This window comes from Microbulbifer variabilis, assembly GCF_056232115.1.
Genome location: NZ_CP174325.1, coordinates 2,374,351 through 2,400,162 on the forward strand (window position 1 = coordinate 2,374,351; position 25,812 = coordinate 2,400,162).

The window sequence follows — 25,812 nt, forward strand, 5'->3', positions numbered from 1 at the left end:
GAGCACATAAATAGTGCGATAAGTCACAATAGATGGGCTTGGTGGCTGCTTTGGCCGCTGGGTGGGATATTCTGGACAATCTGCTCGCCAGCCTGGAAATGTCGCTATGGGACTCACCAGCCACAACCAGTAGAATGGCCGGGAATTTGTCCCAAGTGTCTTTATTCTTGGGGCCGTCAGTGTTTTCCCGATGCGCTGTAAGCGTATCTGTGATCACATAACCACGATTCCCCAAGTGCAAAGGGAGAGACAGTAAGGATGATTATCCAGCCGAAAGTACGCGGATTTATTTGTACCAATGCCCACCCGCAGGGCTGTGCAGCCAATGTGCGTGAACAGATTGAGTACATCAAGTCTCAGCCAGCAATTGAGAATGGCCCCAAGCGGGTTCTGGTTGTAGGTGCCTCCACCGGTTACGGCCTCGCTTCGCGTATCACTGCCGCTTTTGGTTGTGGCGCCAAGACCCTGGGGGTGTTCTTTGAGAAGCCGCCCACAGAAAAGCGCACCGCTTCTGCCGGTTATTACAACTCGGCTGCGTTCGAGGACGAAGCGCATAAGGCGGGCCTGTACGCCAAGAGTATTAATGGGGATGCCTTCTCTGATGAGGTGAAGGCCCAGGCGATTCAGATGATTCAAGAGGATCTGGGGCAGGTAGACTTGGTGGTCTACAGCTTGGCATCTCCACGTCGTACCGACCCCAAGACTGGTGAACTTTACAGTTCTGTATTGAAGCCGATCGGTGAGTCTTACACCGCCAGGAACCTCAATACCGACAAGCTGGAAATCTCGGACATCACAGTTGATCCTGCCAGTGAGGAAGAGATTTCCAATACCGTGAAGGTTATGGGCGGTGAGGATTGGGAACTGTGGATGCAGGCTTTAGGCGATGCCGGCGTATTGTCAGATACCTGCAAGACAGTTGCTTACACCTATATCGGTGAAAAGTTAACTTGGCCTATTTACGGTCATGCGACTATTGGTAAGGCGAAAGAGGACCTGGATCGGGCGGCCAGAGCCATTACTGAAAGTGGTCAGGCGGCGGCAAATGTCGCGGTACTGAAAGCACTGGTCACTCAGTCGAGCTCTGCAATTCCAGTGATGCCACTATATATCTCCCTGGTCTACAAGGTGATGAAAGAAGAGGGCACCCACGAAGGCTGTATCGAGCAGTTGTACCGCTTGTATACCGAGGGTCTGTACACCGATAGCCCACGCCTCGATAGTGATAACCGCCTGCGTATGGATGACAAGGAGTTGCGCGAGGAGACCCAGGCTAGGATTGAAAAATTGTGGCCAGAGGTGACCAAAGAAAATCTTTTTGAGTTGACTGATTACAAAGGTTATCAGGCCGATTTTCTCAAGCTGTTTGGTTTTGGCGTAACCGGTGTTGATTACGACGCAGACACCAGCCCACAGGTAGAAGCTGAATTCAGCTGATCACGCTGAACCAGTCCCGACTGCAATTTTGCATTCTACAAGGAGCGGCATGGCCGCTCCTTGATCCAACCCCACCCAGGTCTTCTATCTACTCTCTCAAGCCCCAAAACGGCATAATTCCTGTTTCGCCTTTTTGTGGAGAGAGGACGCCATGAATTACCGCCAGCTTGGCACCAGCAATCTCAAAGTCAGCCAGATTTGTCTGGGCACAATGACTTTTGGTGAGCAAAATACAGCTGCTGATGCGGCTAAACAGCTGGATTATGTCTTTGATCAAGGGGTAAATTTTATCGATTGTGCCGAGATGTATCCGGTGCCGCCGCGCCCTGAGACTCAGGGGCTCACCGAGGAATATATCGGTAAATGGCTGTCGGCCCGTGGCGGTCGTGACAAGGTAATTATTGCCACAAAAGTGGCGGGGCGCGGTGAGGCTAATCCGGGGGTTAGGCACCTGCGTTCTGGACCGCGCCTCAGCCGAGATCATGTACTGAAAGCTTGTGATGAGTCCCTAAAAAGGCTGGGCACCGATTACCTCGATCTCTATCAGGTCCATTGGCCGGAACGCCAAACCAACTTTTTTGGTTGTCTAGGGTACCAGCATGGAGGTGATGATGGCATTACTATTTCCGAGACACTCAATGCACTGGAGGAGTTGGTCAAGGCAGGCAAGGTGCGTTATATCGGTATTTCTAACGAGACGCCTTGGGGCATGCATGAATACCTAAGAGAGTCAGTTGTTTATGGTAAGCCGCGTATCGTTTCCATTCAGAATCCATACAATCTGCTCAACCGGAGCTTTGAAGTGGGCTGTGCGGAGATCTCCATCCGGGAGCAATGTGGCCTTCTGGCATATTCGCCACTTGCCTTTGGTGTCTTGTCCGGCAAGTACCTTGGCGGCGCAAGGCCTGCAGGGGCACGCCTGACTTTGTATGAGCGTTTTCAACGCTACACAAACGATCGCAGTGCAACAGCTACCGGTGCTTATGTGGAGTTGGCCCGCCAGTTTGGTCTAGACCCTGCACAGATGGCTCTGGCATTCGTCAACCAGCAGCCGTTTGTGACTAGCAATATCATCGGCGCAACCACCATGGAACAGTTGCGTAGCAATATTGCCAGTACTGAATTACTTTTGGATAACGAACAGCTAGCTGCGATTGAAGCTATTCATCAGTACAACCCAAATCCGGCTCCGTAATAGGTGGCTCTGCTATCTATAATGGGGAACACAAACCGCTAAATCGGTACCAATACATCACGTGAGCACGAGAGAGGCAGCTCCCATGGAAACGACCGGGCATCACACGCTCAACGATCTCTTTGCCCAGCTGGGGATGTCGTCGGAAGATGCGGCGATTCATGAGTTTCTGATTACTCACTATTTGCATAGGCATGAGAAATTATCTTCCGCATCATTTTGGACTGAGGGGCAGAGGGAGTTTCTTCGGAGCGCCATAGAGGAAGATTCTGACTGGTGCGTCGCTGTTGATGAGCTGGATTCCCTCCTGCGCCATTAAGTTGTAACACTCCTGCGGCTGCTGTCCATTCCAGCCTGTATCCCATGGGTTATACTACGCCGAATTCAACCGATTAAGCTGGTGACTATTCGCCGGCAGCGTAGCGATACCCGATGGAAAAACCCCGATTTCGAGTTGCCTTACTGCACCCCCGGCACTGGCTGACCTGGTTGCTCTTTGCTTTTTGGTTCCTGCTGGCTCAGCTGCCTTTTCGTTGGCAGTTGTCTATAGGGCGTGGTGTGGGCAAGGTGATGATGAGGCTAGCCCCAAGCCGGCGCACTATTGCCGAGCGCAACCTTGCCCTGTGTTTTCCTGAGTTCAGTAAGGCTGAACGCTCACAACTTCTTCGTCGAAATTTCGAGTCCAGCGGAATTGCCCTAATGGAAACCGGCATGGCCTGGTTTCGCTCTGCGCGCTGGCTGCGTAAGCGTGTCTCTATAGAGGGGTTGGAAGCCTTGCAGGATATCCAGGCTGAGGGGCAAGGTGTGCTGCTAATGGCTATGCACTTTACCACCCTGGAATTGGGGGCGGCTCTTATGGGGATGAGCATTACCCTTGATGGTATGTACCGGCCGCACAAAAACCCTGTATATGACTATATGCAGCGTAAAGGGCGTGAGCGCCATACTGGTGATGGTAGTGTCTACCAGCGTAAGGATGTTCGTGGGGTACTGCGCGCCCTGCAGCAGGGGCGTGCCGTCTGGTATGCTCCAGACCAGGATTATGGAATTAAGCAGGGCGTCTTTGCCCCGTTTTTTGCCAATCCTGCGGCAACGGTGACAGGCACATCGCGATTTGCCCGGGTAGGACGCGCCAAGGTAGTACCCTATGTGCTGACTCGTTTGGAGGATTGCTCCGGTTACCGCCTGAAGGTGTACCCGCCTATTGAGGAGATTCCCTCTGGAGACGAACTGCAGGATGCCATCCTGGTCAACCAGTTCATTGAAGCTCGTATTCGAGAGGCACCAGAACAGTATATGTGGGTGCATCGACGTTTTAAGACCCGGCCGGAAGGCGCCAATAATGTGTACGAAGGGGTCCGTAAGAAGAAAAAGAAGCGCAGGAAAGTGGCGAGCTAGTCACACTGGCATAGACACTGCGCCCTAAGTAACATACAGGTTCGATTCTGGCGGTGCTATTCCAGGCCGAGCGCGAAAATTAAGGAGAGAGAATGTTTACCGGCAGTATGGTGGCCTTGGCTACCCCAATGTACGCAGACGGAAGCCTGGATTGGGACAGTCTGCGCAATTTGGTTGAGTGGCATATAGAACAAGGCACCCGCGCATTGGTTGCAGTAGGTACTACCGGCGAATCAGCCACTCTGGATGTGAATGAACACATTGAGGTCATCCGGCGCGTGGTAGATCAGGTTGCGGGGCGCGTTCCAGTGATTGCAGGAACGGGTGCCAACTCAACTACTGAAGCGATTGAACTGACAGAAAATGCCGCTCGTTGTGGCGCCGATGCCTGTTTATTGGTGACCCCCTATTACAATAAGCCTTCCCAGGAGGGCTTGTATCAACACCATCGCGCTATCGCCAAAGCGGTGGCCATTCCGCAGATCCTGTATAACGTGCCTGGGCGCACAGCTGTGGATATGTTGCCCGAGACTGTGCAACGTTTGGCTGCCATTGGCAATATTGTTGGAATCAAGGAAGCGACTGGAGACCTGGAGCGGGCTAAAGTTCTATTAGAAACTCTTCCCCAGGGTTTCGCCGTTTACTCCGGCGATGACTGCACTGCGATGGAGTTGATCCTGATGGGGGGGCAAGGTGATATCAGCGTCACCGCCAATGTCGCCCCAGCTGCTGTTGCGCAAATGTGTGAAGCTGCTCTGGCCGGAGATGCTGCGACTGCACGGGCAATTGATCAGCGTATCCAAATATTGCACAAAGTGCTGTTTTTGGAGTCCAACCCGATACCGGTGAAATGGGCTCTGCGGGAAATGGGGCGTATAGACGGGGGGATTCGCCTGCCGCTGACCAGCCTTTCCCCTGAGCATCATGCTACAGTGCGCGAAGCTTTGCGCAGTGCCGGCGTACTGTGAGTCCGCGAACAGAGAATTAACCAGGAAAGCTTTGATGAATAAATTGACCGTTGGAGCCGCGCTCTGTATTTCCAGTCTTACCCTGGCAGGTTGTGGTGTGTTCGGCAACGATGGCTATTTCCGCGATCGCAGCAATGATTACCAACAGGCCGACAGCTTGGCACCGCTGCAGATACCGGAAGGCATCAACGCCAAGCACCAGGAGGAGCTCTATGAGATCCCCCAGATTGCAGGAAATGAACTGGAGCAGAGTGACTTCGAGGTTCCGCGGCCTCAAGCATTATCTGTCAATGCTGGAACGGAACGGGTAAAGATACAAAAGCTGGGTAGCAACCGTTGGGTGCTGGTATCCCAACCACCGGCAGAGGTTTGGCCTCAGCTGCATTATTTCTTGCGCTCCTCGGGCTTACACGTGGAGATGTCTGATGCCAGCACCGGTATTATGGAAACGGCCTGGATGACATTTAACGAGAGCCCGGAAACCAAAGATAAGTACCGCCTGCAGATTGAAACCGGTGTGCAGCCCGACACTACCGAGATCCACGTGCGTCACCTGTCGGTTGCCGCGGATGCTCCGGTGGGAGGCTCCGTCAACTGGCCACAGCGTTCCAGTAGCCCTGAACGCGAAGGTTGGATGATCGATGAAATGTCCACATCCCTGGCAACCGAATCCACTGGTGCTTCTGCGTCATTGGTGGCCCAAGCTATCGGTGGCAGTACTGTGAAGGTTCAGTTGCGCGAGCCGGTAGGCCATGAGCCCTATATCTCTATGGGGCTGGAGATGGAGCGCGCTTGGGCGACAGTCGCTCATGCGGTGAATGCGGGAGGTTATCGTCTGCATCGTGAAGATTCTGATATCGGCCTTTTCTACGTCACTTACGATGAGGAGCGCGAGTTGGCCGATAGTGAGGATGACGGTGGCTGGTTCTCTTGGGGTAAGAAGGACAAACAAGATGAGCTGGCCGATAGTGCTAACCAGGTTACCCTGCAGCAGATTCTTGCCGGTATCGATACCACTGAAGGCACTGAGCCTCCCTTGTTCAAAGAGATCAAAGGGCTTGGTGTAAGCGCTAGTCCCGAAGGAGAATATCCTGGCTACTTGATTGTGATTCGCGGAAATGATGATGAGATTGAAGTGCGTATCCGCGATACCCGTGGCCAGCCGCTGTCTCGGACCAAAGCCTCTGAGTTACTACTCTCGATTCAGCAGAACTTGATTTAATGGGCCTGCGCTTCGCCTCACTGGGAAGCGGCAGCAAAGGCAACGGCACTCTGGTCGCCAGTGGCGACCACTGCCTGCTTGTTGATTGTGGCTTTACCATCAAGGAGACCGAGCGGCGTATGGCGCGGCTCGGTATGTCCCCTGCCGATCTCACTGCCATTCTGGTAACCCATGAACACAGCGACCACCTGTCTGGGGTTGCTCCTCTTGCGCGTAAGTATGGCTTGGCTGTTTACCTGACCCCGGGCACTCTCCGAGCTCGCGATATTGGCAAGTTGCCTGAAGTTCATCTGATTGAAGGTCATCAACCGCTTACTGTTGCGGGTATACAAGTCACACCTGTGGCTGTGCCTCACGATGCGCGGGAAGCCGCGCAGTATGTTTTTCGCAGTCGTGGCAGTAGTCTCGGCCTCCTTACTGATCTGGGTACGGTGACACCTCATGTAGAGGCCCACTTTAGCGGCTGCGACGCACTGGTTTTGGAGGCTAATCACGATCCCCAGATGCTGGCACAGGGGCCATACCCTCCCTCATTAAAAAGGCGGGTTGGCGGAGCTTATGGTCATTTGAGTAATCAACAGGCTGCCGGATTTTTGCAGCGGGTGGGCTATGAACAGCTGCAGCACTTAGTGGTAGCCCATATTAGTGAGAAGAATAATACGCTGGAACTTGCCCGTTCAGCGATGGCTGAGATGGCGGAAAGTGTGGAGAATTGTATTTTTGCCTGCCAGCAAGAGGGATTCGACTGGCTCACTGTGGAAGCACGGGGATAGGCCCCATTCGCTTCGTATCACTCGGCTCTAAATCTCTCAATACAAATCTGCTTTGCCTTAGTTAGGACGACCTCTGGCTATTCGAGGGACGGGGGATATATGGAAACAATACTGATTTATCTATTGGTTGGGGCGGTGGCTGGCACTATCGCTGGCCTATTTGGTGTTGGTGGCGGCCTGATTATTGTTCCAGCGCTGATACTGGTTTTTACCGCTATGGGAGTCTCGCCAGAAATTCTGACCCATATGGCTGTTGGGACCTCACTTGCCACGATTGTTATTACTTCTATTAGTTCTGTACGAGCCCATCACAAGAGAGAAGCTGTGGATTGGCAGCTGTTCAGGAAGATGACGCCGGGAATACTGCTGGGCTCTTGGCTGGGAGGGATGACGGCGGAACTGTTACCTGGGGCCTGGTTACAATTATTGATAGGAGTCTTCGCCATTGTGATTGCCGTCCGTATGTGGCTGAGTGGCCTCCGCCATGGCCAGGTTGAGGAGGGAGTTGGTAATCCTCCAGTTGCTCCTTTGCTGGCTGCTGCCGGCGGCGTGATAGGTTGGGCCTCTGCAATTTTTGGTATTGGCGGAGGGTCCCTCACCGTACCTTTTCTTTCCCGGTGTCGTGTACAAATTCAGCGCGCGGTTGCTACCTCTGCAGCTTGCGGGTTACCAATCGCTTTAGCTGGGGCGCTGAGTTTTACGGTGCAGGGGTGGGATAATAGCCAGCTGCCGAGCTGGAGCAGTGGATATATCAATTGGCCCGCTTTCCTGGGAATCGTCGCAACCAGTACCTTGTTTGCCCGTTTTGGGGCCAATCTGGCTCACCGTCTTCCGGCAAAGTGGTTAAAACATGGCTTTGCTGTTTTACTTTGTATGATAGGCGGGCGCTTTATTTGGCTCAATAGCAGCTTGCTAACCTCTTAGATACTGGCAGATTTTAATGGTAGTTTCCTCTTGAAGCGATTTGGTTGATTGGGGGGATCTTAAGATTCTTTTCCTTTGGCAGAATCAGGTGATCCCGTCTTATTATATCTGCCTACTTATCTGTTTATGGGCTCTAAAATATTCACTAACATCTGTCTCGGTGCGCTATTAGTAGTGACTAAAATGAAGCATCATGGAGATGTTTTTTATTTATTTATTGCTCGGTGCGGTTGCTGGGACTGCAGCAGGCCTCTTGGGAATTGGAGGAGGCCTGATTATTGTGCCGGCACTGGTACTGATTTTTTCTGCAATAGATATTTCTCCTAAGGTCCTAACCCACATGGCCGTGGGGACTTCTCTGGCGACAATAGTCGTAACTTCAATCAGCTCAGTGCGAGCGCACAACGCAAAGGGCGCAGTAGACTGGCACTTATTTTGGCTGATGACCCCGGGAATACTTCTGGGGTCCTGGCTGGGTGGTGTGACTGCAGACTTATTGCCTGGTGCTTGGCTACAGCTCTTGATAGGTATTTTTGCCATCTTAATGGCAATACGCATGGGATTGAGTGGCTTGAGAGCTATGCCTTTAAAGAACGGTAATAGCCGGTTACCATCTCGATTTCCCTTAATTTGTTCTGGTGGGGTAATTGGCTGGTTAGCGGCCATTTTCGGAATCGGAGGTGGGGCTCTGGTAGTACCTTATTTATCTCACTACCGGGTCAAGATGCAGCATGCTGTGGGAACCTCTGCGGCATTTGGGTTGCCTATCGCAATTTCGGGGACTCTCAGTTTTGTTGTGCAAGGATGGAGTAATAAGTTGCTGCCTAGCTGGAGTAGTGGCTATATCTATTGGCCCGCATTTTTGGGTATTGTTTTAACCAGTGTGTTCTTTGCCAAAGTAGGAGCGAGCTTGGCGCATAGGTTTTCAGCTGAGCGATTGAAATTGTGTTTTGCTTTACTGCTCTGTGTTATCGGGGGACGGTTTATTTGGCAAAATTTCAGTTTGCTAACAAATGTTTTAGCTAATTGAATTCAATTACTGGCAATCAACTATCTCGGTTAGCCTTTAAATGAAAGCCGCTGTTTCCAGCGGCTTTCATCAAACTGGACTCAGTTTAAGGCGTCTCTCATGCAGTTTTTGTTCCCACTTGGGATTCTGTCGCCTGCTGACCTTCATTGGCGTCACTTTCCCAATACTTGGATTTCAGGCTGATCAACGCGAGGATAATACCTACGCCGATGGTAAACAGGCTGATTTGCAGGTAAAGGTCGGGCATTTCTGCAACATTACTAGGATCGAAGTGTCCAGCCAGAAGACCCGAGAAAATATTGCCGATGGAATAAGTTAGGACAAAGACTCCCATCATCTGTCCAGCGAAGCGGCGCGGAGACAGTTTGCTAACAGCACTCAATGCTACCGGGCTCAGGCAGAGTTCGCCAACAGTATGCAGGAAGTAAGTTGTAACCAGCCAGTATGGAGCGACTTTAAGGCCATCAGCGGCATATTGAGCCGCAAAGAACATCACCAGGAAGCCGCTTGCCATAATGATGAGGCCAATTGCACACTTTAGCCCATAGGATGGCGTGATCATCCGCTTACCAAGATTAATCCATAGGGCGGCGAAGAAAGGTGAAAGGGTAATAATAAAGATGGAGTTGAAGCTCTGCAGCCAAGATGCCGGCATTTCAAAAGAGCCGATAAGGCGGTCAGTATAATCACGACCAAACAAGTTTAGAGATGAGCCGGCTTGCTCGAAGCCTGACCAGAAAAAAGTAGAGGCCACACAAACCAGGAACAGGGCCCACATTTTCTTTTTTTCGGAACCGCTCAACTTTCCGCCGAAGTAAATGAAGCCGAAGTAGGCCAGGAAAGTTAAAGTAAAGGCCACCGCGACATATTGAGCCATGACCGTCGGATTAATAACGATAGTGCCATTCATGGCAAGACCGGTGATCAAGGCCACACCGACAGCGATTACTCCGATGATTCGCCATGCAAGCTTGGCCTTTTCTGGAGCTAGAGGGTTTTCCGGTGCCAGGCTCGCATCACCCAGATTCCCGATTGTCCTACGGTATTGGATAAGACCGATCGCCATACCGACCGCTGCTGCACCAAAGCCCCAATGCCAGCCAACATTCTCACCAAAATATCCACAAATTGCATAACCGAGAATGGAACCAATATTGATACCCATATAATAAAGTGCGTAGCCACTATCACGGCGAACATCATCGGGCTGATAGAGGTGACCGACCAGGGCACTGATATTGGGTTTGAGTAGACCAGTACCGCAAGCAACCAGAATCAGGCCAATAAAGAAACTGCTATCTGTAGGGATTGCCAGAACGATATGGCCACACATGATAATAATGCCGCCATACCATATGGTCCGCTGTCCGCCAAGGAGGCGATCCGCAATCCAGCCACCAGGCAGGCCAAGGAAGTAGACAGCGCCAGTGTAAAGACCATAGATCGCCGTAGCAGCAGCGACAGTGAAGGCTAAACCTTCTTCTTGCAAGCTGGCGGTCATAAACAGTACGAGCAGAGCGCGCATACCGTAGTAACTCATCCGCTCCCACATTTCAGTGAAGAACAGTGTGGAAAGCCCTTTGGGGTGGCCAAAAAAGCCCCCTCCATTCTGATGTGTATTCGACGACATAAGCTGAATTTCCAATTGTTATAGCTCTAGTAGGGTATGCAGGGCATACCGGGTACATCTCTATTGATCCCGAGCAGTTGCTCGCTTTGACCATGCGGTCATCTCGTCTATTCAGGAGAAACTATACCCCCTCAAGTATTGATTCGAGATTCTTTAGCTAACTAGTTCTTTTCCTTGCCATAAGAAAGCCCTTCTCATGGAATTAGAAGATAGAAGCTTGCGAGCTAGCCCCCAAAGCAATTCCTGAAGTTTACCAGTTGTCTAATTTACAGGCGAACCGTTGTCGGATTATTTGGTGAAATGGAAATTGGGCACTTCCTTTACTCTCAAAATAGTGGTAAATCCTGTTTGAAAACCTATTTCAAGGGGAAAATAACAATGAAAGCCCCATTGCTGCTTAGCCTGATCCTGTTCTTGGCTGCTTGTTCAAGCTTGCCCTTTAAAAAAGATAAAGCGGAGATAGACCTGACCTCGGCCTTGAGCGGGGAGGCAATACTTGGGTATCCGGTCAGCCTGAATGAGTTGCCCTCAGAGGATCTTCTTTGGCTATCTCCCGAGGTGCGAGATTTTTTGGCGACTCTGGCTCCTGACTCTGATTCTCGCCACCGTCTTGCCGCTCTGATAAGGGCCTTCGAGGAGCGAGAGTTTCTGGTCCAGTACGATGAAAACAGTACGCTTTCGGCTATGGAAACCTATCGCCAGGAAAGAGGTAATTGCCTTGCTTTTACGTTGATGATGGTGGCTATGGCTCGGGAGTTGGGAGCGGAAGCTTACTTCAATCAGGTAGAGGTTCCACCAGTTTGGAGTCATGATGAGGCGGAGACCTTTGTACTTTATCGCCATATAAATATGGTTTCTGAAAGCCTCCGTGGCCGCCGGGTAGTCGACTTTAATCTGGCTGCCTATGACCCAGTCTATAAACAGTTCGAGCTGGATGACACCACAGCCTTTTCGCTTTATTACAGTAATCGGGGAATTGAGCTGATGCGTGCAGGAGAGCGGAAGCAAGCTTTTTTGCACTTGCGAAAGGCGGTGGAGATGAGCCCGGAGAGAAGCGACTTGTGGGCTAACCTAGGGGCAATGTACAGCCACTTTGGATTCCTCCAAGAAGCGGAGCAAAGTTATCGTAAGTCCTTGTTCTTGAAGAATAATAATCTCACCGCGATTAGTAACTTAGAGCGACTTTATCGCTTCAAGGGTGAAGAGGGTCTTGCTGATATCTATGCCAAGCGTGCCCGCTTTCATCGCGAGAGAAATCCTTATTATCTCTACTATCAGGCTCGGGAAGCCTACGAAGTTGGCGAGTATAGGCAAGCCGAGAAGCATTTGCGCCGTGCTGTTTGGCGGTATGAGGGTGATCACCGCTTTCACTTTCTTTTAGGGTTGGCAAGGTACCAGCTTGGGAACATGGCGGCATCACGAGCAAGCTTTGAAGAGGCCTTTTCTTTGGTAACTGGGCCATCTACTGCGAAAGCTTATGAGCGCAAGTTGAATTTACTTTTGAAGTAGGGGGGTGTACAGATTGTGACTTGTCACAATTGAGGGAAGTGTTCAGAGATGCAGGTTAGCAAGGTAAGCACTTTTTTTGAGTTTTGGGTAAATTTTTATTGAGGGGGGGAGTATCTGGTTCGTCTCTATCTACGTTGGGAGCTGAAGTGGCCATGGGGGTGGTTGCTTCATGAGTAAACTCAAACGTATCTAGTAGGGCCCAGCCCTACTCTAGAGAGAGATAAAACAATGAAAAGGAATATCCTTTCGTCTGCAATCAAGACAGCACTTGGAGTATCTGTAGTCCTTGGAGCAACTGGCCAAGCTTTTGCCCAGGAATCCGCGGATGCAAATGACGCGACACTGGTTGAGGAAGTAATCGTAACCGGTTCACGCATCACCAGATCTAACCTGGAAGCTGCTACACCAATCACAACCGTAAACTCTGAGAGCATCGAATTCTCCGGCATGGTGAACAGTGCTGATGTTCTGCGGAGTCTGCCGGCAACTGGTGTGTCAGGTATTTCTAGTAGCAACTCTAACTTCTTTACTTCTGGGGCTGGTATCAACACCGTTGAGCTTCGCAACCTGGGAGAGGATCGTACCCTTGTACTGGTTAACGGGCGTCGTTACGTTTCTGGTGTTGCAGGTACATCAGCTGTTGACTGGAACACTATCCCTACTGAGCTAATCGAGCGTGTAGAAGTTATTACTGGTGGTGCATCGGCCATCTATGGTTCTGATGCACTTGCTGGTGTAATCAACGTTATCCTCAAGGATGACTTCGAAGGGGTGAGCATCACCTCCTCGCATGGTGAAACTGTAGAGTTTGGCGATGACCAAACGGATCGTTTTAACATCACTGCTGGCGGCAATTTTGATGACGGTAAAGGTAATGCCGTTATCTCTATGACCTACACCGATCAAAAAGGTGTTTTGGCACGTGACCGCAAGAATACTGAAGTTGACGATATTGCTACTTGCCGTTTGACACAAAATATCGACGATTGTCAGGATAGCACCGCTCCATTTTACTCCTCCTACTCCGAGCACGGCCGCTTCTTTGTCCCATCCACAGGGGACTCTTATGTAGTTGATGGTGGCCAAGTTGTTCCTTGGGATCAGGAGAAGTATGGGTTTAACCGCCAAAACTTCCGTCGCTACACTGTGCCAACAGAACGCTACCTGATTAGTTCTAACCTGAACTATCAGATTAATGACTCTTTGGAAGCGTTTATCGAGACCACCTTTGCCCGCACCGAAACGCAGAGTGAAATCGAGCCATACCCACACAGTAACGATGACTTATTCATTACTGGGATCTCTGTTGATAACCCCTTCGTACCAGATGACCTGCGCGCCGCTGTAGTAGCTGAGGGTGACGACGTAATTGAATATTTCCGTCGTACCACAGAGCTGGAGCAACGAGGCTCTTTTGCGGAGCGTCAAACTTTCCGTGGCTTGGTAGGTCTGCGCGGTGAGTTCAACGACTGGAATTGGGATGCTTACTTTGGTCAAGGCCAAATGCAGGATAGCCAGCGTGGCACAGGTCAGCTTAATATTTCCAACTTCCGAAATGCGTTGGATGCGACCGTTGATGGCGATGGCAATATCGTATGTGCTGATGCCGCGGCAGTGGCAGAAGGGTGCGTACCAATTAACCTGTTTGGTTATGGTGCCATTTCTGCGGATGCAGCAAAGTATGTAACTGCTCCGTCAATTCGCGACCAGCGCACCAAGCAAACCTTTGGTGGTATCAACATAAGTGGCGAACTGTTTGAGTTACCTTCTGGCCCCTTAAGCTTGGCTGCTGGCCTCGAGTACCGTGATGAGTACGCGGCAGATTTCCCTGACGCCTTAACTCGCACCGGTCAGAATGCCGGAAACAAAGAAGAGCCTACTGAAGGCAGCTTCGATGCTACTGAGTTGTATGTTGAGGTAGAGGCACCAATACTCTCGGGTCTTCCTGGTGTCCAAGAGTTGAGTGTCGGCGCTGCATATCGTTATGCAGATTACAGCACTGTTGGCAATACCGATGCTTATACTGCTCGTGTTTCGTGGGTTATCAATGATGATTTACGAGTTCGTGGTCAGTATGCACGCGCTGTACGTGCCCCAAATATCAGTGAACTTTTCGCGCCTGGTGGAGAATCCTTTGGTGCAGTAAGCGACCCTTGTAATGGGGTAACTGCAACCACTACTGGTACTATCGCTGAAAACTGCCGTGCTATTCCTGCTGTAGCTGCTCGAATTGCGGATCAGGGTGTGTTCGACTTGACACAGACTGAAATCCAAGGAACTGGCGGTTTCGTTAATCAGGGCAACGGTAACTTGGATCCAGAGACTTCTGACAGTTACACCTTAGGTGTGGTGTTTGATCGTGACTTGGGTATTGGTAGTCTGTCTGTCTCTGTTGACTGGTACAATATCGAAATTGAAAATCTAATCGATACTGTTGGTCGTCAGACATCCGTGGATTACTGTTTCAACTCTACCAGCTATCCAAATAACTTCTGTGACTTTATCGTTCGTGATACTTCAGGCGCTGACTTCCAGTTGGGTGAAATTACTGAAGTGAATTCTGGCTATATCAATGAAGGTTCCCTCGAGACCGAAGGTGTGGATGTCCAGGTTCAGTGGGGTATGGAATTAGGTAGCGGTCAGTTGGATCTGTCTTTAGTCTATGGTCATATAATTGATTACACTGAGACTAAGTTTGGAGAGGGTGATGAACTCGTAGGAGAAGTTGGTATTTCTGAGAACGAGTGGGTTGCGACAGTTAATTACTCCTTGGATCGACTGATGGTACAGTGGGAGACCTCTTTCATTGGCGATGCAGTGCCTGACTTGAGTAATGACCTGTACAATTTTGAGGTGGGCACTTATGTCACCCATGACCTGTACGCTTCCTACCAATTCACTGATAGCATCAGCGCAAATCTCGGTATTAATAATGTTCTGGATGAAGAGGCTCCGGTTATTCTGACTGGCATTCCGGGCAATACAACCGGGCACGATACTGCTGCTGCTGTCTACAATGATATTGGTCGCAGTGCATTCGTGGGCGTTCGTATGGAGTTCTAATCCTCTTTACTGAAATCGCTAACAGCGGGCCATAAGGCCCGCTTTTTTATTTTCCTCTCCTCTAGAGTCCTCGCTAGTACTTGTTTTGGTTCCGCTTCATCTAGGGCTTGATTTTTAGCCATCTCTTTCCTTTCCATAAATATACTGCTTGCTAATGCGAAGTGCGTGATTCTCTGCTTAGGTGAATTATTTTCCCTAGGACAAAAGTGACTTTTACGAATATAAGGGCAAGCCCGAATTTATTGAGGTTTTCCTGGTTTAGACCGTCCAAGAACTGTTGGGAAGAAAGCAGCCACTTGGGGGTAGTTGTTTTCATGACACGTCAAAAATGACAAAAAACAAATAAGTCCAACGATCAAGAGAGGATTGACCATGAAGAAGAATCTCCTATCTGTGGCTGTAAAGGGAGCCCTTGGCTTCACTGCAGCGGCAATTATGGTTCCAGCTATGCCAGCTTTTGCCCAAGAAGATGCGCAAATGGTGGAAGAGGTTGTTGTAACAGGCTCCCGTATTGAGCGTGCGAATGATGTGAGTGTTAGCCCTGTAACTTCCGTTACTGCTGAAGACTTAAAAGCAACGGGGGTTGTACGTGTAGAAGATTTGATTAACGATCTTCCGCAGGTTGCTGCTACTCAAACAGCTGGGCAGGCCAATGGTTCAACTGGTACGGCAACGGTTTCTTTGCGTGGGCTCGGCTCCCAGCGCACACTGGTGCTGATTGATGGTCGCAGAATGCCGGCAGGTTCTCCACTGCAGGGTGGTTCTGGTGCTGACTTAAACCAAATACCTGGCGCTTTAGTGGAGCGGGTTGAGGTACTTACAGGTGGCTCTTCCGCAACTTATGGATCTGATGCAATTGCTGGTGTTGTCAACTTCATCATGATGGATGATTTTGAGGGCGTTCGTTTCGAAACCCAAACAAGTGTGTATCAACACAATAATGACAACAGCAAAATGCAAAGCTTGGTCGAATCTAATGGATTTGATGTGGCTGATGGCAGTGTGACCGACGGGGAAACCAATGATTTCTCCCTGATTATGGGGGCCAATCTCGATAACGGTCGCGGTAATGTAACAGCTTATGCGAACTATCGAAAAATTGATGCAGTACTACAATCTGACCGGGATTACAGTGGCTGTAGCCTGGATGGAGGCCCTGACAGCTTCGAGTGTGGTGGCTCCTCAACAGTTCCTTGGGGGCGTTTTACTGATTTTGGGGGCAATGACGGAGATAATACAGAGGGCTTTGACTACAGTCTTGATGGGACTGGCTTCACTAACTTTAGCCGCCTGTATAATTATGGCCCACTGAACTACTTCCAGCGCCCTGATGAGCGCTGGACAATGGGTGCTTTCGGTCATTATGAAATCAATGAGAAAGCTGAAGCTTATGCTCAGCTGATGTTTACGGATGACCGTACCGTTGCACAGATTGCCCCCTCAGGTGCTTTCTTCGTTACCGATGATTTGTATTGCGGCAACCCTCTTCTTTCTGAAGAGCAGTTCCAAGCAATCTGTGGCGTTTACGGCTTAACAAAAGATAATTATGTTAGTGATCTAACAGTTGTTAATACTGATCCAGACACAGGCCTTCAAACTTTTAATCCAGGTAAGGTATACATTGGTCGTCGAAATGTGGAAGGCGGACCTCGTCAGGATGATATGCGTCACACCACCTTCCGTGGCGTGTTTGGGCTGCGTGGCGACATAAACGATAGCTGGAACTATGATGTTTACTATCAGTATTCTGAAGTTAGTTTAGAACAGACTTATCTGAACGATATGTCTGTAACTAATATTCGCCGCGCGCTGGACGTTCGTACTGATGATCGTTTGGATGCAAATGGAAACCCTCTTGCAGAAACATACGGTCAACCTGTTTGTCAATCTGTTATTGATGGTTCTGACCCCAACTGTGTGCCCTGGAATGTATTTCAAGAGGGCGGTGTAACTCAGGAAGCGATTGATTACTTGGTCTTGCCACTTTATGCCCGTGGTACGACTGATCAGGAAATTATCTCAGGATATGTGACCGGTGATCTGACTGATTACGGCTGGAAACTCCCCAGCGCAGATAATGGTATCGCTGTAGTAATGGGCCTGGAAAGTCGCCGTGAGAGCCTGGTTTATTCTCCCGATGCTGGTTATCAGAATGGTGAGGGTGCTGGACAGGGTGGACCAACATTGCCTGTTGACGGCTCTTTGAGTGTTAAAGAAATTTTTAGTGAGATGAATGTCCCACTCATCAATGGAATGCCAGGTATTGAATACTTGGGATTAGAGCTAGCTTACCGCTACTCCGACTATTCTACAGATGAGCAGACTAATACCTATAAAATTGCAGCGGACTGGCAGCCTACTGAAGACTTAAAACTGCGTGGTAGCTTCCAATCAGCTGTTCGTCATGCAAATATTCGTGAACTTTTTCGCCCCCAGTCAATACAACTTTTTGATATGACTGAGGACCCTTGTGGATCTCGCACTAAAGATGGCCAGCCAGTTGCGCCTTCAGCAACTCTTGAGGCCTGTATGAATAGCGGCATTACTGCAGCCACCTATGGTAATTCAATAGATTCACCCGCTGGTCAATATAATTTTATTGGTGGAGGCAACCAGGAGTTGACACCAGAGGAGTCTGAGACTCTTTCATTTGGTTTTGTGTACTCTCCTTCATTTGTTGAGGGGCTGACTGTCAGTGCCGACTACTTCAATATTACTGTTGAGGATGCAATTGCCAATATTCAGCCAGAAACCATCTTGAACAAGTGTCTGGAAACTGGTGAGGCTCGATTCTGTGACTCTATTAGCCGCGGTGGTAATGGTAACTTGTGGATTGGTGAAGCGGCTATTACAGCGGTAGATGTCAATATCGGTTACTTTGAGACTGAAGGGGTTGATATTAATGCAAACTATGGCTTTGATATTGGAAGCTATGGCGCAATTGATATGAACTTGATTGCAACATACCTCACAAAGTGGGATCAGCAGGAGTTTAAAGGCGAGCCAGTTGAAGAATGCGCCGGTAATTGGGGCAGTTCTTGTGGTACACCCACTCCAGATTTCGTAAGCACCTTACGAACAACGTGGTCTACCCCTTGGAATTTGGATGTGGTTGGTAGTTGGCGCCATATTGGTGGTGTTACTGATCTCGGTGCAAATGAAGCAGACTTTGATGCAGTTGACTACTTTGATTTAGCAGCTTCTTGGGCTGCTTCTGAAAATTGGACCATTCGTGGTGGTATTAATAATGTTTTTGACAAGGAGCCACCTCTAACGGCTGATGCTGGTTCAAGTATTTTTGGTAATGGTAATACCTTCCCAGGAATCTATGATGCACTTGGACGTTATGCATTCTTAGGTCTGACAGTGGATTTCTAAATTTAGAAGCTAGATTTAGAAGTTAAAAGGCGCGGCATGATATGCCGCGCCTTTTTTGTTGGTGTTTTAGAATAGATTTAGCTCTTATATTTATTTAAGATTTTTAAATGCTTGCTGTAATAATTATTTCTTCCCATAGAGGTGCTATACAGAGGGTCGCGGACCTGCCAAATACTGGCTGTTTTTACATAATTTTTCCTTTGGGAGAAGTCTAGGCAGCTGGACTCCCATGGTAACTCTAGAAATCTCAGAAGTTCTCTAGTTGTGATTTCAGAATTAGTTACAAGGTTCTCGTAGTTGATTTCATAGATATCATGTGGGAAAAGATTCTTCCAGTGATCCATTAAGTCAATATGTTCGCTGTAGTAGTGTGCAATATGTTCCAGGTTTACTGAATAATTAAAATCTGGCCCCATTTGTTGGAAGAAAATTGATAGGCAGTTGTCTAAAAAGTTTCTTGTTGTCCATACTATTTTCGCGTTAGGAAAAATTTTTTTTATTAATCCAATGTGGAGGAAGTTGTCAGGCCTTTTGTCTGTGATATATTTTTCGATTGGAACAGGTCTTTTTAATTCTTTTATATAGAGTTTTGATAAACTATTGAAAAAGTCTTGTTTTTTTGTCTTCAGGATTGGAGGGTATTGGCTTCCCATCTTTTTAACCTGTTCAGGTATAAATTCTATTTCTCCACCTGGGGAGACTTGAGAGTGGCCACTTAATATTTGTTCAAGTAGGGTGGAGCCTGAACGAAACATACCACAAATGAAAATTGGAGTGATACTGCTATTCCCTGATCCCTCTGGGATGGAATTATCTTTAAAAAACACATCTTTCAGTGTGTTTGTTTGCCACTCCTGTAGTTTAGGGTCGTAAGGTGGGATTCGTTGAGCACCTAAGGCATTGGCTTCGCAATAAGTTTTAAATGCTGCATCATACTGGTGGCAATCATCAAGCAATTTTCCTAATGCGAAATTTAGTTCCTCCATGTTAAGGTTAGAGAGCCTACCAGAATCTAAGGCTTTTCTTATATTGTTTATACGAGGGTCTTGGATGCTGTCGGCATGGTACATATATGATAGTCGAGCGAGAGCCAAACTGCATTTTGGATCGACTTTCAGGGCTTCGTGATATATTTTAGTTGCTTTCTGTTTGTCGCCTTGTTCTTCAAACAGAGCGGCAAGGTTTAAAAGGGCGGGTGTATATTCTCTGTTTTTATTTAGTGCAAGCTGATAACTGTCTTTGGCTTTATCCTCTTGTCTTAGTTCAGAATAAATGACCCCGATATTTGTGTAGACCTCTTCCGGATTTGAGATCCCCTTGCTCAGAGCTTTTTTGTAAAAGGATAAGGATTCTGAAAGTCTGTTTTCTATTTTTAAATGGTATGCGAGGTTGTAGATAATGTTTGGGGAACACCCTGGCGTCTGTTGGATGTAATGGTTTAGAGCCTGTATAGCCCTATCGTTATATCCTTGTGACTGAGCTAGCTTATATGCTTCGGCCCAATAGCTTGTGTCATTTTTTTTTATTGAAGCAAGAGAAAATAAATGATCTAGGGCCTTGTCCTTTCTGCCAAGCCTCAACGTAAGTTTGTATAGCTCCTCAAGAGCCAAAGTTTTCAAGTTGTTATCAGAGTCTTCTAGAACCCTCAGTAATTTAGCCTCAGCTGCTGTATATTGGTGCTTATTAATGAGCTTTTTGGATTGTTGCAATTCACTAAATGAAGCCTGAGGTTTAGTCATTTGAGTTGTCCACAGCAGATGATTGAAAAAAAGGCGCTTACACAAGCGCCTTGGTGGATGATCAATTTTTTTGAAGCTTCTGCCCCAAAAACTTTAGTTGGTACAAATTATCCACCTTCAGGATTGCCTAAAACCCCTTTACGATTTTGGTTATTTACCATGTTGGATGACTCGCGAGACATCCTTTTCCATTCTTCCGCTGTCATGCATGTTTTTTGCTTAAATCTGGAGCCGGTAATTGCTCTTGATTTACAAATCAGTTGATTGCTGGTGTTACTCTCGACTTCATTTGTATTCTGGCTGGATGGTGCAATGTTTTGGCCTTGTTGTTGCTCACTTGCGCAGCCTATAAGTAGCCCCAACCCGAAAAAAACAGAGATGAGTGATTTTTTTCTCATTAGATATTTCCAATTATCTTAAACAAGTCCATGCTAATGCTTAAATAAAGGCGGATCTATTATAAGGCCACCAAGCGTTGAGGTCACCCTAAGGCGGAGAAAGAAACGATTCAGGGGCAGGCTAATTAAGAACTATATTTCTCGTGTTAATAAAGTGGTAAAAGCGGCTGGTTCTAATAACTGATTCTTCCTTAATGGTCTTGAAGTAAAAACTTTCGACATTTATTGCGTAAAGTGAAACTCCTCTTAATTTTCGATCATTCTCATGGTGAGCGGCACTCTTTTTTAATTTTGGCTTTTATCTTTTTGGTCGATGTGTGTTTTCACTAGTGATTTTTGGGGGTAGAGGTCGGAATGTGATAATAAGTAGGGGGTTTCAGGTTGGTTTGGTGAGTTCTGGGCCTAGGGGGCAGCGTGAGTTGACTGTAATAAGGTTTGTGAGTCATGTGTGTTAAGTGATATAGGTTCATAATGCTACAGATCGCTGCCTCCTTGAGAATAGTCTCATCAAGAGGACTCTTTAAGTCCTGGCTATACAGTTTCATGTTTTCATTCTGGAGAGATCGATAAGTCCTGAATTGGTAGAGGACCCTTTGCTCTCTCACCCCATTTCCCCACAAGCTCCCCCTAATATGAGTAAACCCGGGGCTAAATCCTGCCAAAATAGCCTTCAATCAGCTTATCTTGGATAGCATTGGGCTTAAGTGTTTTTATACTAATAATTCCCTGTATTTCGCAATATAAAGCTAATTTTAGACTGTTAGATAAGTATGTATATCTGATATCGAACGGTATATGTACTAAATATCTTTTTGTTTTTAATCACAAGCAAGCCAACCTTGAACAAAAAAAAGTCACAATAGTTCCATAAATCTCTTCAATGCTTTAAAGTCAGGTACGTTCTTTAAGAATGCTAATAGATAAAAGCAGTTTAAGTACCTTAAGTATAAGAAGGTTCCACTATGATCAAGACCAAACTGAGCGTTGCCATTGCAGCACTGGGCACGATCGCCAGCACTGGCGTATTCGCCCAGGAATCCGTCCCCGGACCAGAGGTTGAAGAAGTAGTTGTTACTGGTTCTCGCATTGCGCGTGACCCACTGTCCACTACTGGCCCAATTACCCTCGTTGACTCAGAAGCCATCCAGCGTTCTGGAGTGGGCACCATCGACGAACTGTTGAACCAACTACCGTCCATGGGTACCACCGGTATCAACGCCAACGATAATAATGGCGGTGCTGGTCTTTCATTCGTGGACCTACGTAACCTGGGTTCAGCGCGTACCCTGGTACTGGTTAATGGTCGCCGCTTTGTGTCTTCAAGCTCAGGCGTGAGTTCTGCTGTAGATATGAACAATATCCCTGTAGACATGATTGACCGGATTGAAGTGCTGACTGATGGTGCCTCTGCGGTATACGGCTCTGACGCTGTGGCTGGAGTTATCAACGTAGTATTGAAAGACTCTTTCGATGGTGTGCGTATAAATGCCCGTGCTGGTGCTACTGAAGCTGGTGGCGGAGAGAATGGCGAGCTGTCTATCACTTTCGGTAAAGAGTTTGATCGCGGACAATTCATCGGCAACGTTACTCATAGTAAGCGCGATGAGATCGCTTACACCGACCGTGACTGGGCTGGCCTACAAAGCTCTATGTCCCCGACTGGCAATATTTTCACCAACTACGGTGCTTTTAGTGTTGGTGAGGATGGTGAAACGCTTGGTGATTACTCCTCTTACGACATTGGCCAGTACATGTGGCTGTCCGGGTCTATGGAACGTACCAGCTTTACTGGAAGCGGCACCTTCTCAATTACTGACTCCATCGAATTCTATGGAGAAGGTTCTTACACCACTAAAACTACCAATCAGCAGCTTGCTGCTCAGCCGATGTACGCAGGCAATGGCCTGAACATCACTGCTGACCATCTTTCAGCAGAAGTCCAGTCTCAGTTGTCCGACGCTTGGCAAGCGGCTGAAGATGCCTACCAAATTGAGCTCGCGGCATATAACGCAGCTGTTGCAGAGTGGGAAGCCCAGGGCAGCCCTGATGACCTGAAGCCTACTGAACCAGAAGCCACTCACGGTGAAAACTGGCAAGACGGCCTCAGTGATGTGCGCTTACGCCCGGTTGCTGGTGGTACCCGCGACTCTGAGCAACAAACTGAAACTTACCGAATTCTCGGCGGCTTGCGTGGTGATTTCTCCAATGGCTGGGGCTGGGATGCGTTCGTGAGCTACGGCAGAAACGAAGGTGATAACACCGTTGGTAACTCCATCAGCAAGACGAAAGTTCAGGAAATTCTTGATGGTGTAAGCGGTATTGCAGAGGAAGATATCCAGTTCCTCGGCGGCATGAGCGGTGAAGTTATCGACTACATCAGCTACACCGATCGTGAAGACAACGAATACGATATGCTTAATGTCGGCGCTAGCTTGACCGGAGACATCGAACCTATTCAGTTCCAAGGTGGAGCTTTAGGTTTTGCTGCGGGCGTTGAGTATCGTAAAGAGTCTGGTGAGTTTAATCCGAGTGAAGAAACTCAACTTGGTGAGACCTTTAGCAACCAACAAGATGCCACTTCTGGCGACTTTGCGGTAACTGAGGTATTTGCAGAATTCAACCTGCCAATCCTGGCTGGTGCCAAGTTTGCTGATGAACTCTCCGTTGACGCTGCTGTACGTTACTCTGACTATGACACCTTTGGCGGTCAGGCAACTTATAAGCTTGGCGCTGTATACGCACCAACAGAAAACCTGCGTTTCCGTACCAGCTTATCCACTGCATTCCGTGCTCCAGGTATCTATGAACTCTATAGTGGTTCTGCTCAGAGCTACGAGTACCTCATCGATCCCTGTGATACCAGCAGCAACAATGAGGATGGGCAGGGTGCAAACTGTGGCATGGTAGGCGCAGGCTTCACCCAGGCAGGCAATCAGGTACCAACCAACATCGGTGGTAACGAAGATCTGCAGCCTGAAGAATCTACAAGCTTCACGGCTGGTATCGTATGGACCCCGGCTTTTGCTGAAGATCTGTCTATCACCCTTGATTACTTCAAAATTGAAGTCGAGGATGCAATCACTTCAGCTGATACACAGCAAATCCTGGATGACTGCTACCGCGATGGCAACGCTACAGCTTGTACGCTGGTACGCCGCAGCGACAGTGGCCAGATCGAGTATCTGGAAGGCTCCCTGATGAACATCGGTGAGATCAACACCAGCGGTATTGATATCGATGTAGTTCAGAACTTCCATTACGATGCGGGTAAATTGGCTCTGCGTGCCCAGGCAACTCACCTGCTTGAGTACGAAGAGTACAACTCTCAGACAGACCAGACCACTGACCGGGTAGACTACATTGGCACTACCAGTGAGGCTTACACCAAGTGGCGCGGCCTTGCCAGTGCAACCTGGTACGCTGACAACTGGGACTTTGGAGCTGACATTCAGTACATTGGTGATGGCCACAGCCCATACATGGACATGCCTTCCCACACTTATCTGAATTTGAAAGCAGGCTGGGATGTAAATGAGTCCATGCGCCTAACCGCTGGTATCGATAATGTGACCGATCGTGAACCGTCTACTACTTCAGGTAGCGATTGGAACGGCACTTACGACTTCCAGGGCCGCTACGCCTGGGCTGGTGTTACCTATCAGTTCTAAGAGCTGTTAAAGCATCATATTAAGGGGGCTATTTTAGCCCCCTTTTTATTGCTTTGATTTTTGTTAATTTCTTAGAAAGATTATCGGTCAAATACTGCGAAGTTCTACATGGTTGTTTAAAGTAACCTAAACCAATATCAATTTATTGGCCTCAGTGACGCTTTTTATTGAGGTTGAGTTTCTTTACTTTATTCTCCTAATCTAAGTACCTGTAGATTCAATTGATCAGTGCAACACCCCTGTAGGAATATGGCCTATCGGGGGATCATTGAATGAAGCGTATATTTACAGCAGAAGAAAAGGAGTGGATTTTCGACGCTTGGAAAAAGGGCATTGGCTTTTGTGAAATTGCCAATGCCATAGATTCTAAGCCAGGAACCATTTTTACTGTTTTGAGAGATACTGGCGGAATTAAACCAATACCCAGAAAGCCATCTCCTCAACACCTCACATTAGCCGAACGCGAGGAAATACGTGCAGATCTTTCTGCAAAACAAAGTATTCGAGCAATCGCTCGCTCCTTGAATCGGAATCCATCCACAATCTCGCGTGAGATTCAGAGAAATCGGGGGCGACGATACTGTAAAGCAGTAGACGCAAACAACCGTGCAAAACGGATGGCAAGGCGTCCCAAGCCGTATTTGCTGGAGCAAAACTCGAGGCTAAAGAAGCTTGTTTTGGAAAAATTAGAGTTGAACTGGTCTCCAGAGCAGATATCGGGTTGGTTACGGAAGACATATCAGGCTGATGAATCAATGCAGATATCAGCAGAGACTATCTATAAAACACTGTACTTCCATGTGCGTTCAGCACTTCATCATAAGCTAGTAAAGCATTTGCGTCGATCTCACAGTCTTCGTCACAGCAAACAACATTCACGTAAAGGCGAGCGCGGTACTATCAACATCGTCAACGGTATATCGATAAGGGAGCGTCCTCAGGAGATACAAGAACGATGTGTTTTAGGTCATTGGGAGGGTGACTTAGTGTCAGGTTCAAACAACACTCATCTCGCCACGCTTGTGGATCGAAAATCGCGCTATACGATCATTCTTAAATTGAAAGGGAAAGATGCGACTTCTGTGAACCAGGTGCTTGTTGCTAGGTCTAAAAACTGCCAAAAGAGCTTTGCCAATCACTGACGTGGGACCGAGGAATGGAGTTGGCGAAGCACGCTGAATTTAAGGAAAATACAGGTGTTCCTGTCTTCTTCTGCGATCCTCAGAGCCCTTGGCAAAGGGGAACTAATGAGAATACCAACAGCTTAATCCGTCAGTACTTTCCAAAAAATACATGCTTGGCGCAGCATACTCAGAGGAAACTCAATCAAGTTGCTAACGAGCTTAATAGCATGCCAAGAAAAACACTGAACTTTGCGACACCAAAGCAGGTTATTAAACAGGGTGTTGCCTTGACAGGTTGAACCTACACCTGCTTTTTTCTTGTCGGTGGTGTGATTGATAGAATATTAGTGCCCAGC

Annotated in this window: 16 protein-coding genes and 1 pseudogene; 14 read left to right on the plus strand and 3 right to left on the minus strand. The window is 48.2% G+C overall.

Annotation, left to right across the window (positions count from 1 at the left end):
* Positions 1-258: 258 nt before the first annotated feature.
* From fabV to ACJJI7_RS10470, 9 genes are all read left to right on the plus strand, one after another.
* Positions 259-1,437 (plus strand): enoyl-ACP reductase FabV, encoded by a 1,179-nt coding sequence (gene fabV / locus ACJJI7_RS10430; RefSeq protein WP_444902217.1) that lies wholly within the window; start codon positions 259-261, stop codon positions 1,435-1,437.
* Between the two features lie 151 nt (positions 1,438-1,588).
* Positions 1,589-2,632 (plus strand): NADP(H)-dependent aldo-keto reductase, encoded by a 1,044-nt coding sequence (locus ACJJI7_RS10435; protein WP_444902216.1) that lies wholly within the window; start codon positions 1,589-1,591, stop codon positions 2,630-2,632.
* A gap of 85 nt (positions 2,633-2,717) precedes the next feature.
* A complete protein-coding gene (locus ACJJI7_RS10440; RefSeq protein ID WP_020412003.1) occupies positions 2,718-2,951 on the plus strand; it encodes a DUF2789 family protein in 234 nt (77 codons plus the stop codon).
* A 113-nt stretch (positions 2,952-3,064) separates the two neighbouring features.
* A complete protein-coding gene (lpxL, locus tag ACJJI7_RS10445; protein WP_444902215.1) occupies positions 3,065-4,030 on the plus strand; it encodes an LpxL/LpxP family Kdo(2)-lipid IV(A) lauroyl/palmitoleoyl acyltransferase in 966 nt (321 codons plus the stop codon).
* Positions 4,031-4,122: 92 nt separating this feature from the next.
* Entirely contained in the window at positions 4,123-4,998 is an 876-nt protein-coding gene (gene dapA / locus ACJJI7_RS10450; protein WP_020412005.1) for a 4-hydroxy-tetrahydrodipicolinate synthase, read from the plus strand.
* 34 nt (positions 4,999-5,032) lie between these two features.
* Positions 5,033-6,220: an NlpB/DapX family lipoprotein gene (locus tag ACJJI7_RS10455; RefSeq protein WP_020412006.1), complete on the plus strand. Its 1,188-nt coding sequence runs from the start codon at positions 5,033-5,035 to the stop codon at positions 6,218-6,220.
* A complete protein-coding gene (locus tag ACJJI7_RS10460; protein WP_282951600.1) occupies positions 6,220-6,993 on the plus strand; it encodes an MBL fold metallo-hydrolase in 774 nt (257 codons plus the stop codon). The genes ACJJI7_RS10455 and ACJJI7_RS10460 overlap by 1 nt, the downstream gene beginning before the upstream one ends.
* A 99-nt stretch (positions 6,994-7,092) precedes the next feature.
* Complete coding sequence (locus ACJJI7_RS10465; protein WP_444902214.1) at positions 7,093-7,917, plus strand: sulfite exporter TauE/SafE family protein; 825 nt, start codon at positions 7,093-7,095, stop codon at positions 7,915-7,917.
* Between the two features lie 193 nt (positions 7,918-8,110).
* The gene (locus ACJJI7_RS10470) at positions 8,111-8,947 is read left to right on the plus strand and encodes a sulfite exporter TauE/SafE family protein (protein WP_020412009.1); all 837 of its coding nucleotides are present in this window, start codon (positions 8,111-8,113) and stop codon (positions 8,945-8,947) included.
* Positions 8,948-9,044: 97 nt separating this feature from the next.
* Here the strand turns inward: ACJJI7_RS10470 and ACJJI7_RS10475 are convergent, their stop codons facing one another.
* Positions 9,045-10,577, minus strand: a complete 1,533-nt coding sequence (locus ACJJI7_RS10475; protein ID WP_444902213.1) for a peptide MFS transporter — start codon at positions 10,575-10,577, stop codon at positions 9,045-9,047.
* 378 nt (positions 10,578-10,955) lie between these two features.
* On the opposite strand from ACJJI7_RS10475, the gene ACJJI7_RS10480 reads away from it, so the two are divergent.
* The 3 genes from ACJJI7_RS10480 to ACJJI7_RS10490 all read left to right on the plus strand — a co-directional run bounded on the left by ACJJI7_RS10480 (position 10,956) and on the right by ACJJI7_RS10490 (position 18,527).
* Complete coding sequence (locus tag ACJJI7_RS10480) at positions 10,956-12,086, plus strand: tetratricopeptide repeat protein (protein ID WP_444902212.1); 1,131 nt, start codon at positions 10,956-10,958, stop codon at positions 12,084-12,086.
* Between the two features lie 228 nt (positions 12,087-12,314).
* Positions 12,315-15,149 (plus strand): TonB-dependent receptor plug domain-containing protein, encoded by a 2,835-nt coding sequence (locus ACJJI7_RS10485; RefSeq protein ID WP_282951594.1) that lies wholly within the window; start codon positions 12,315-12,317, stop codon positions 15,147-15,149.
* A gap of 372 nt (positions 15,150-15,521) precedes the next feature.
* Positions 15,522-18,527 (plus strand): TonB-dependent receptor plug domain-containing protein, encoded by a 3,006-nt coding sequence (locus ACJJI7_RS10490; RefSeq protein ID WP_282951593.1) that lies wholly within the window; start codon positions 15,522-15,524, stop codon positions 18,525-18,527.
* A 77-nt stretch (positions 18,528-18,604) separates the two neighbouring features.
* Here the strand turns inward: ACJJI7_RS10490 and ACJJI7_RS10495 are convergent, their stop codons facing one another.
* Positions 18,605-20,266 carry a tetratricopeptide repeat-containing sulfotransferase family protein gene (locus tag ACJJI7_RS10495; RefSeq protein ID WP_444902211.1) on the minus strand — a complete coding sequence of 554 codons (1,662 nt, stop codon included), beginning with the start codon at positions 20,264-20,266 and terminating at the stop codon, positions 18,605-18,607.
* 107 nt (positions 20,267-20,373) lie between these two features.
* Complete coding sequence (locus ACJJI7_RS10500) at positions 20,374-20,664, minus strand: hypothetical protein (protein WP_020412015.1); 291 nt, start codon at positions 20,662-20,664, stop codon at positions 20,374-20,376.
* Between the two features lie 962 nt (positions 20,665-21,626).
* On the opposite strand from ACJJI7_RS10500, the gene ACJJI7_RS10505 reads away from it, so the two are divergent.
* Both ACJJI7_RS10505 and ACJJI7_RS10510 read left to right on the plus strand, forming a co-directional pair.
* Entirely contained in the window at positions 21,627-24,332 is a 2,706-nt protein-coding gene (locus tag ACJJI7_RS10505) for a TonB-dependent receptor plug domain-containing protein (protein ID WP_282951591.1), read from the plus strand.
* A gap of 272 nt (positions 24,333-24,604) precedes the next feature.
* Positions 24,605-25,755: pseudogene (locus ACJJI7_RS10510) on the plus strand (IS30 family transposase).
* The last annotated feature ends 57 nt before the right edge of the window (positions 25,756-25,812 follow it).

Bases quoted from the DNA above. Each gene is read 5' to 3' on its own strand.
- ACJJI7_RS10475 (WP_444902213.1), bottom strand. From the start codon at position 10,577: ATGTCGTCGAATACACATCAGAATGGAGGGGGCTTTTTTGGCCACCCC.
- ACJJI7_RS10495 (WP_444902211.1), bottom strand. From the start codon at position 20,266: ATGACTAAACCTCAGGCTTCATTTAGTGAATTGCAACAATCCAAAAAG.
- lpxL (WP_444902215.1), top strand. From the start codon at position 3,065: ATGGAAAAACCCCGATTTCGAGTTGCCTTACTGCACCCCCGGCACTGG.
- fabV (WP_444902217.1), top strand. From the start codon at position 259: ATGATTATCCAGCCGAAAGTACGCGGATTTATTTGTACCAATGCCCAC.
- ACJJI7_RS10440 (WP_020412003.1), top strand. From the start codon at position 2,718: ATGGAAACGACCGGGCATCACACGCTCAACGATCTCTTTGCCCAGCTG.
- ACJJI7_RS10505 (WP_282951591.1), top strand. From the start codon at position 21,627: ATGATCAAGACCAAACTGAGCGTTGCCATTGCAGCACTGGGCACGATC.
- ACJJI7_RS10435 (WP_444902216.1), top strand. From the start codon at position 1,589: ATGAATTACCGCCAGCTTGGCACCAGCAATCTCAAAGTCAGCCAGATT.
- dapA (WP_020412005.1), top strand. From the start codon at position 4,123: ATGTTTACCGGCAGTATGGTGGCCTTGGCTACCCCAATGTACGCAGAC.
- ACJJI7_RS10485 (WP_282951594.1), top strand. From the start codon at position 12,315: ATGAAAAGGAATATCCTTTCGTCTGCAATCAAGACAGCACTTGGAGTA.
- ACJJI7_RS10470 (WP_020412009.1), top strand. From the start codon at position 8,111: ATGGAGATGTTTTTTATTTATTTATTGCTCGGTGCGGTTGCTGGGACT.
- ACJJI7_RS10500 (WP_020412015.1), bottom strand. From the start codon at position 20,664: ATGAGAAAAAAATCACTCATCTCTGTTTTTTTCGGGTTGGGGCTACTT.
- ACJJI7_RS10455 (WP_020412006.1), top strand. From the start codon at position 5,033: ATGAATAAATTGACCGTTGGAGCCGCGCTCTGTATTTCCAGTCTTACC.
- ACJJI7_RS10460 (WP_282951600.1), top strand. From the start codon at position 6,220: ATGGGCCTGCGCTTCGCCTCACTGGGAAGCGGCAGCAAAGGCAACGGC.
- ACJJI7_RS10490 (WP_282951593.1), top strand. From the start codon at position 15,522: ATGAAGAAGAATCTCCTATCTGTGGCTGTAAAGGGAGCCCTTGGCTTC.
- ACJJI7_RS10465 (WP_444902214.1), top strand. From the start codon at position 7,093: ATGGAAACAATACTGATTTATCTATTGGTTGGGGCGGTGGCTGGCACT.
- ACJJI7_RS10480 (WP_444902212.1), top strand. From the start codon at position 10,956: ATGAAAGCCCCATTGCTGCTTAGCCTGATCCTGTTCTTGGCTGCTTGT.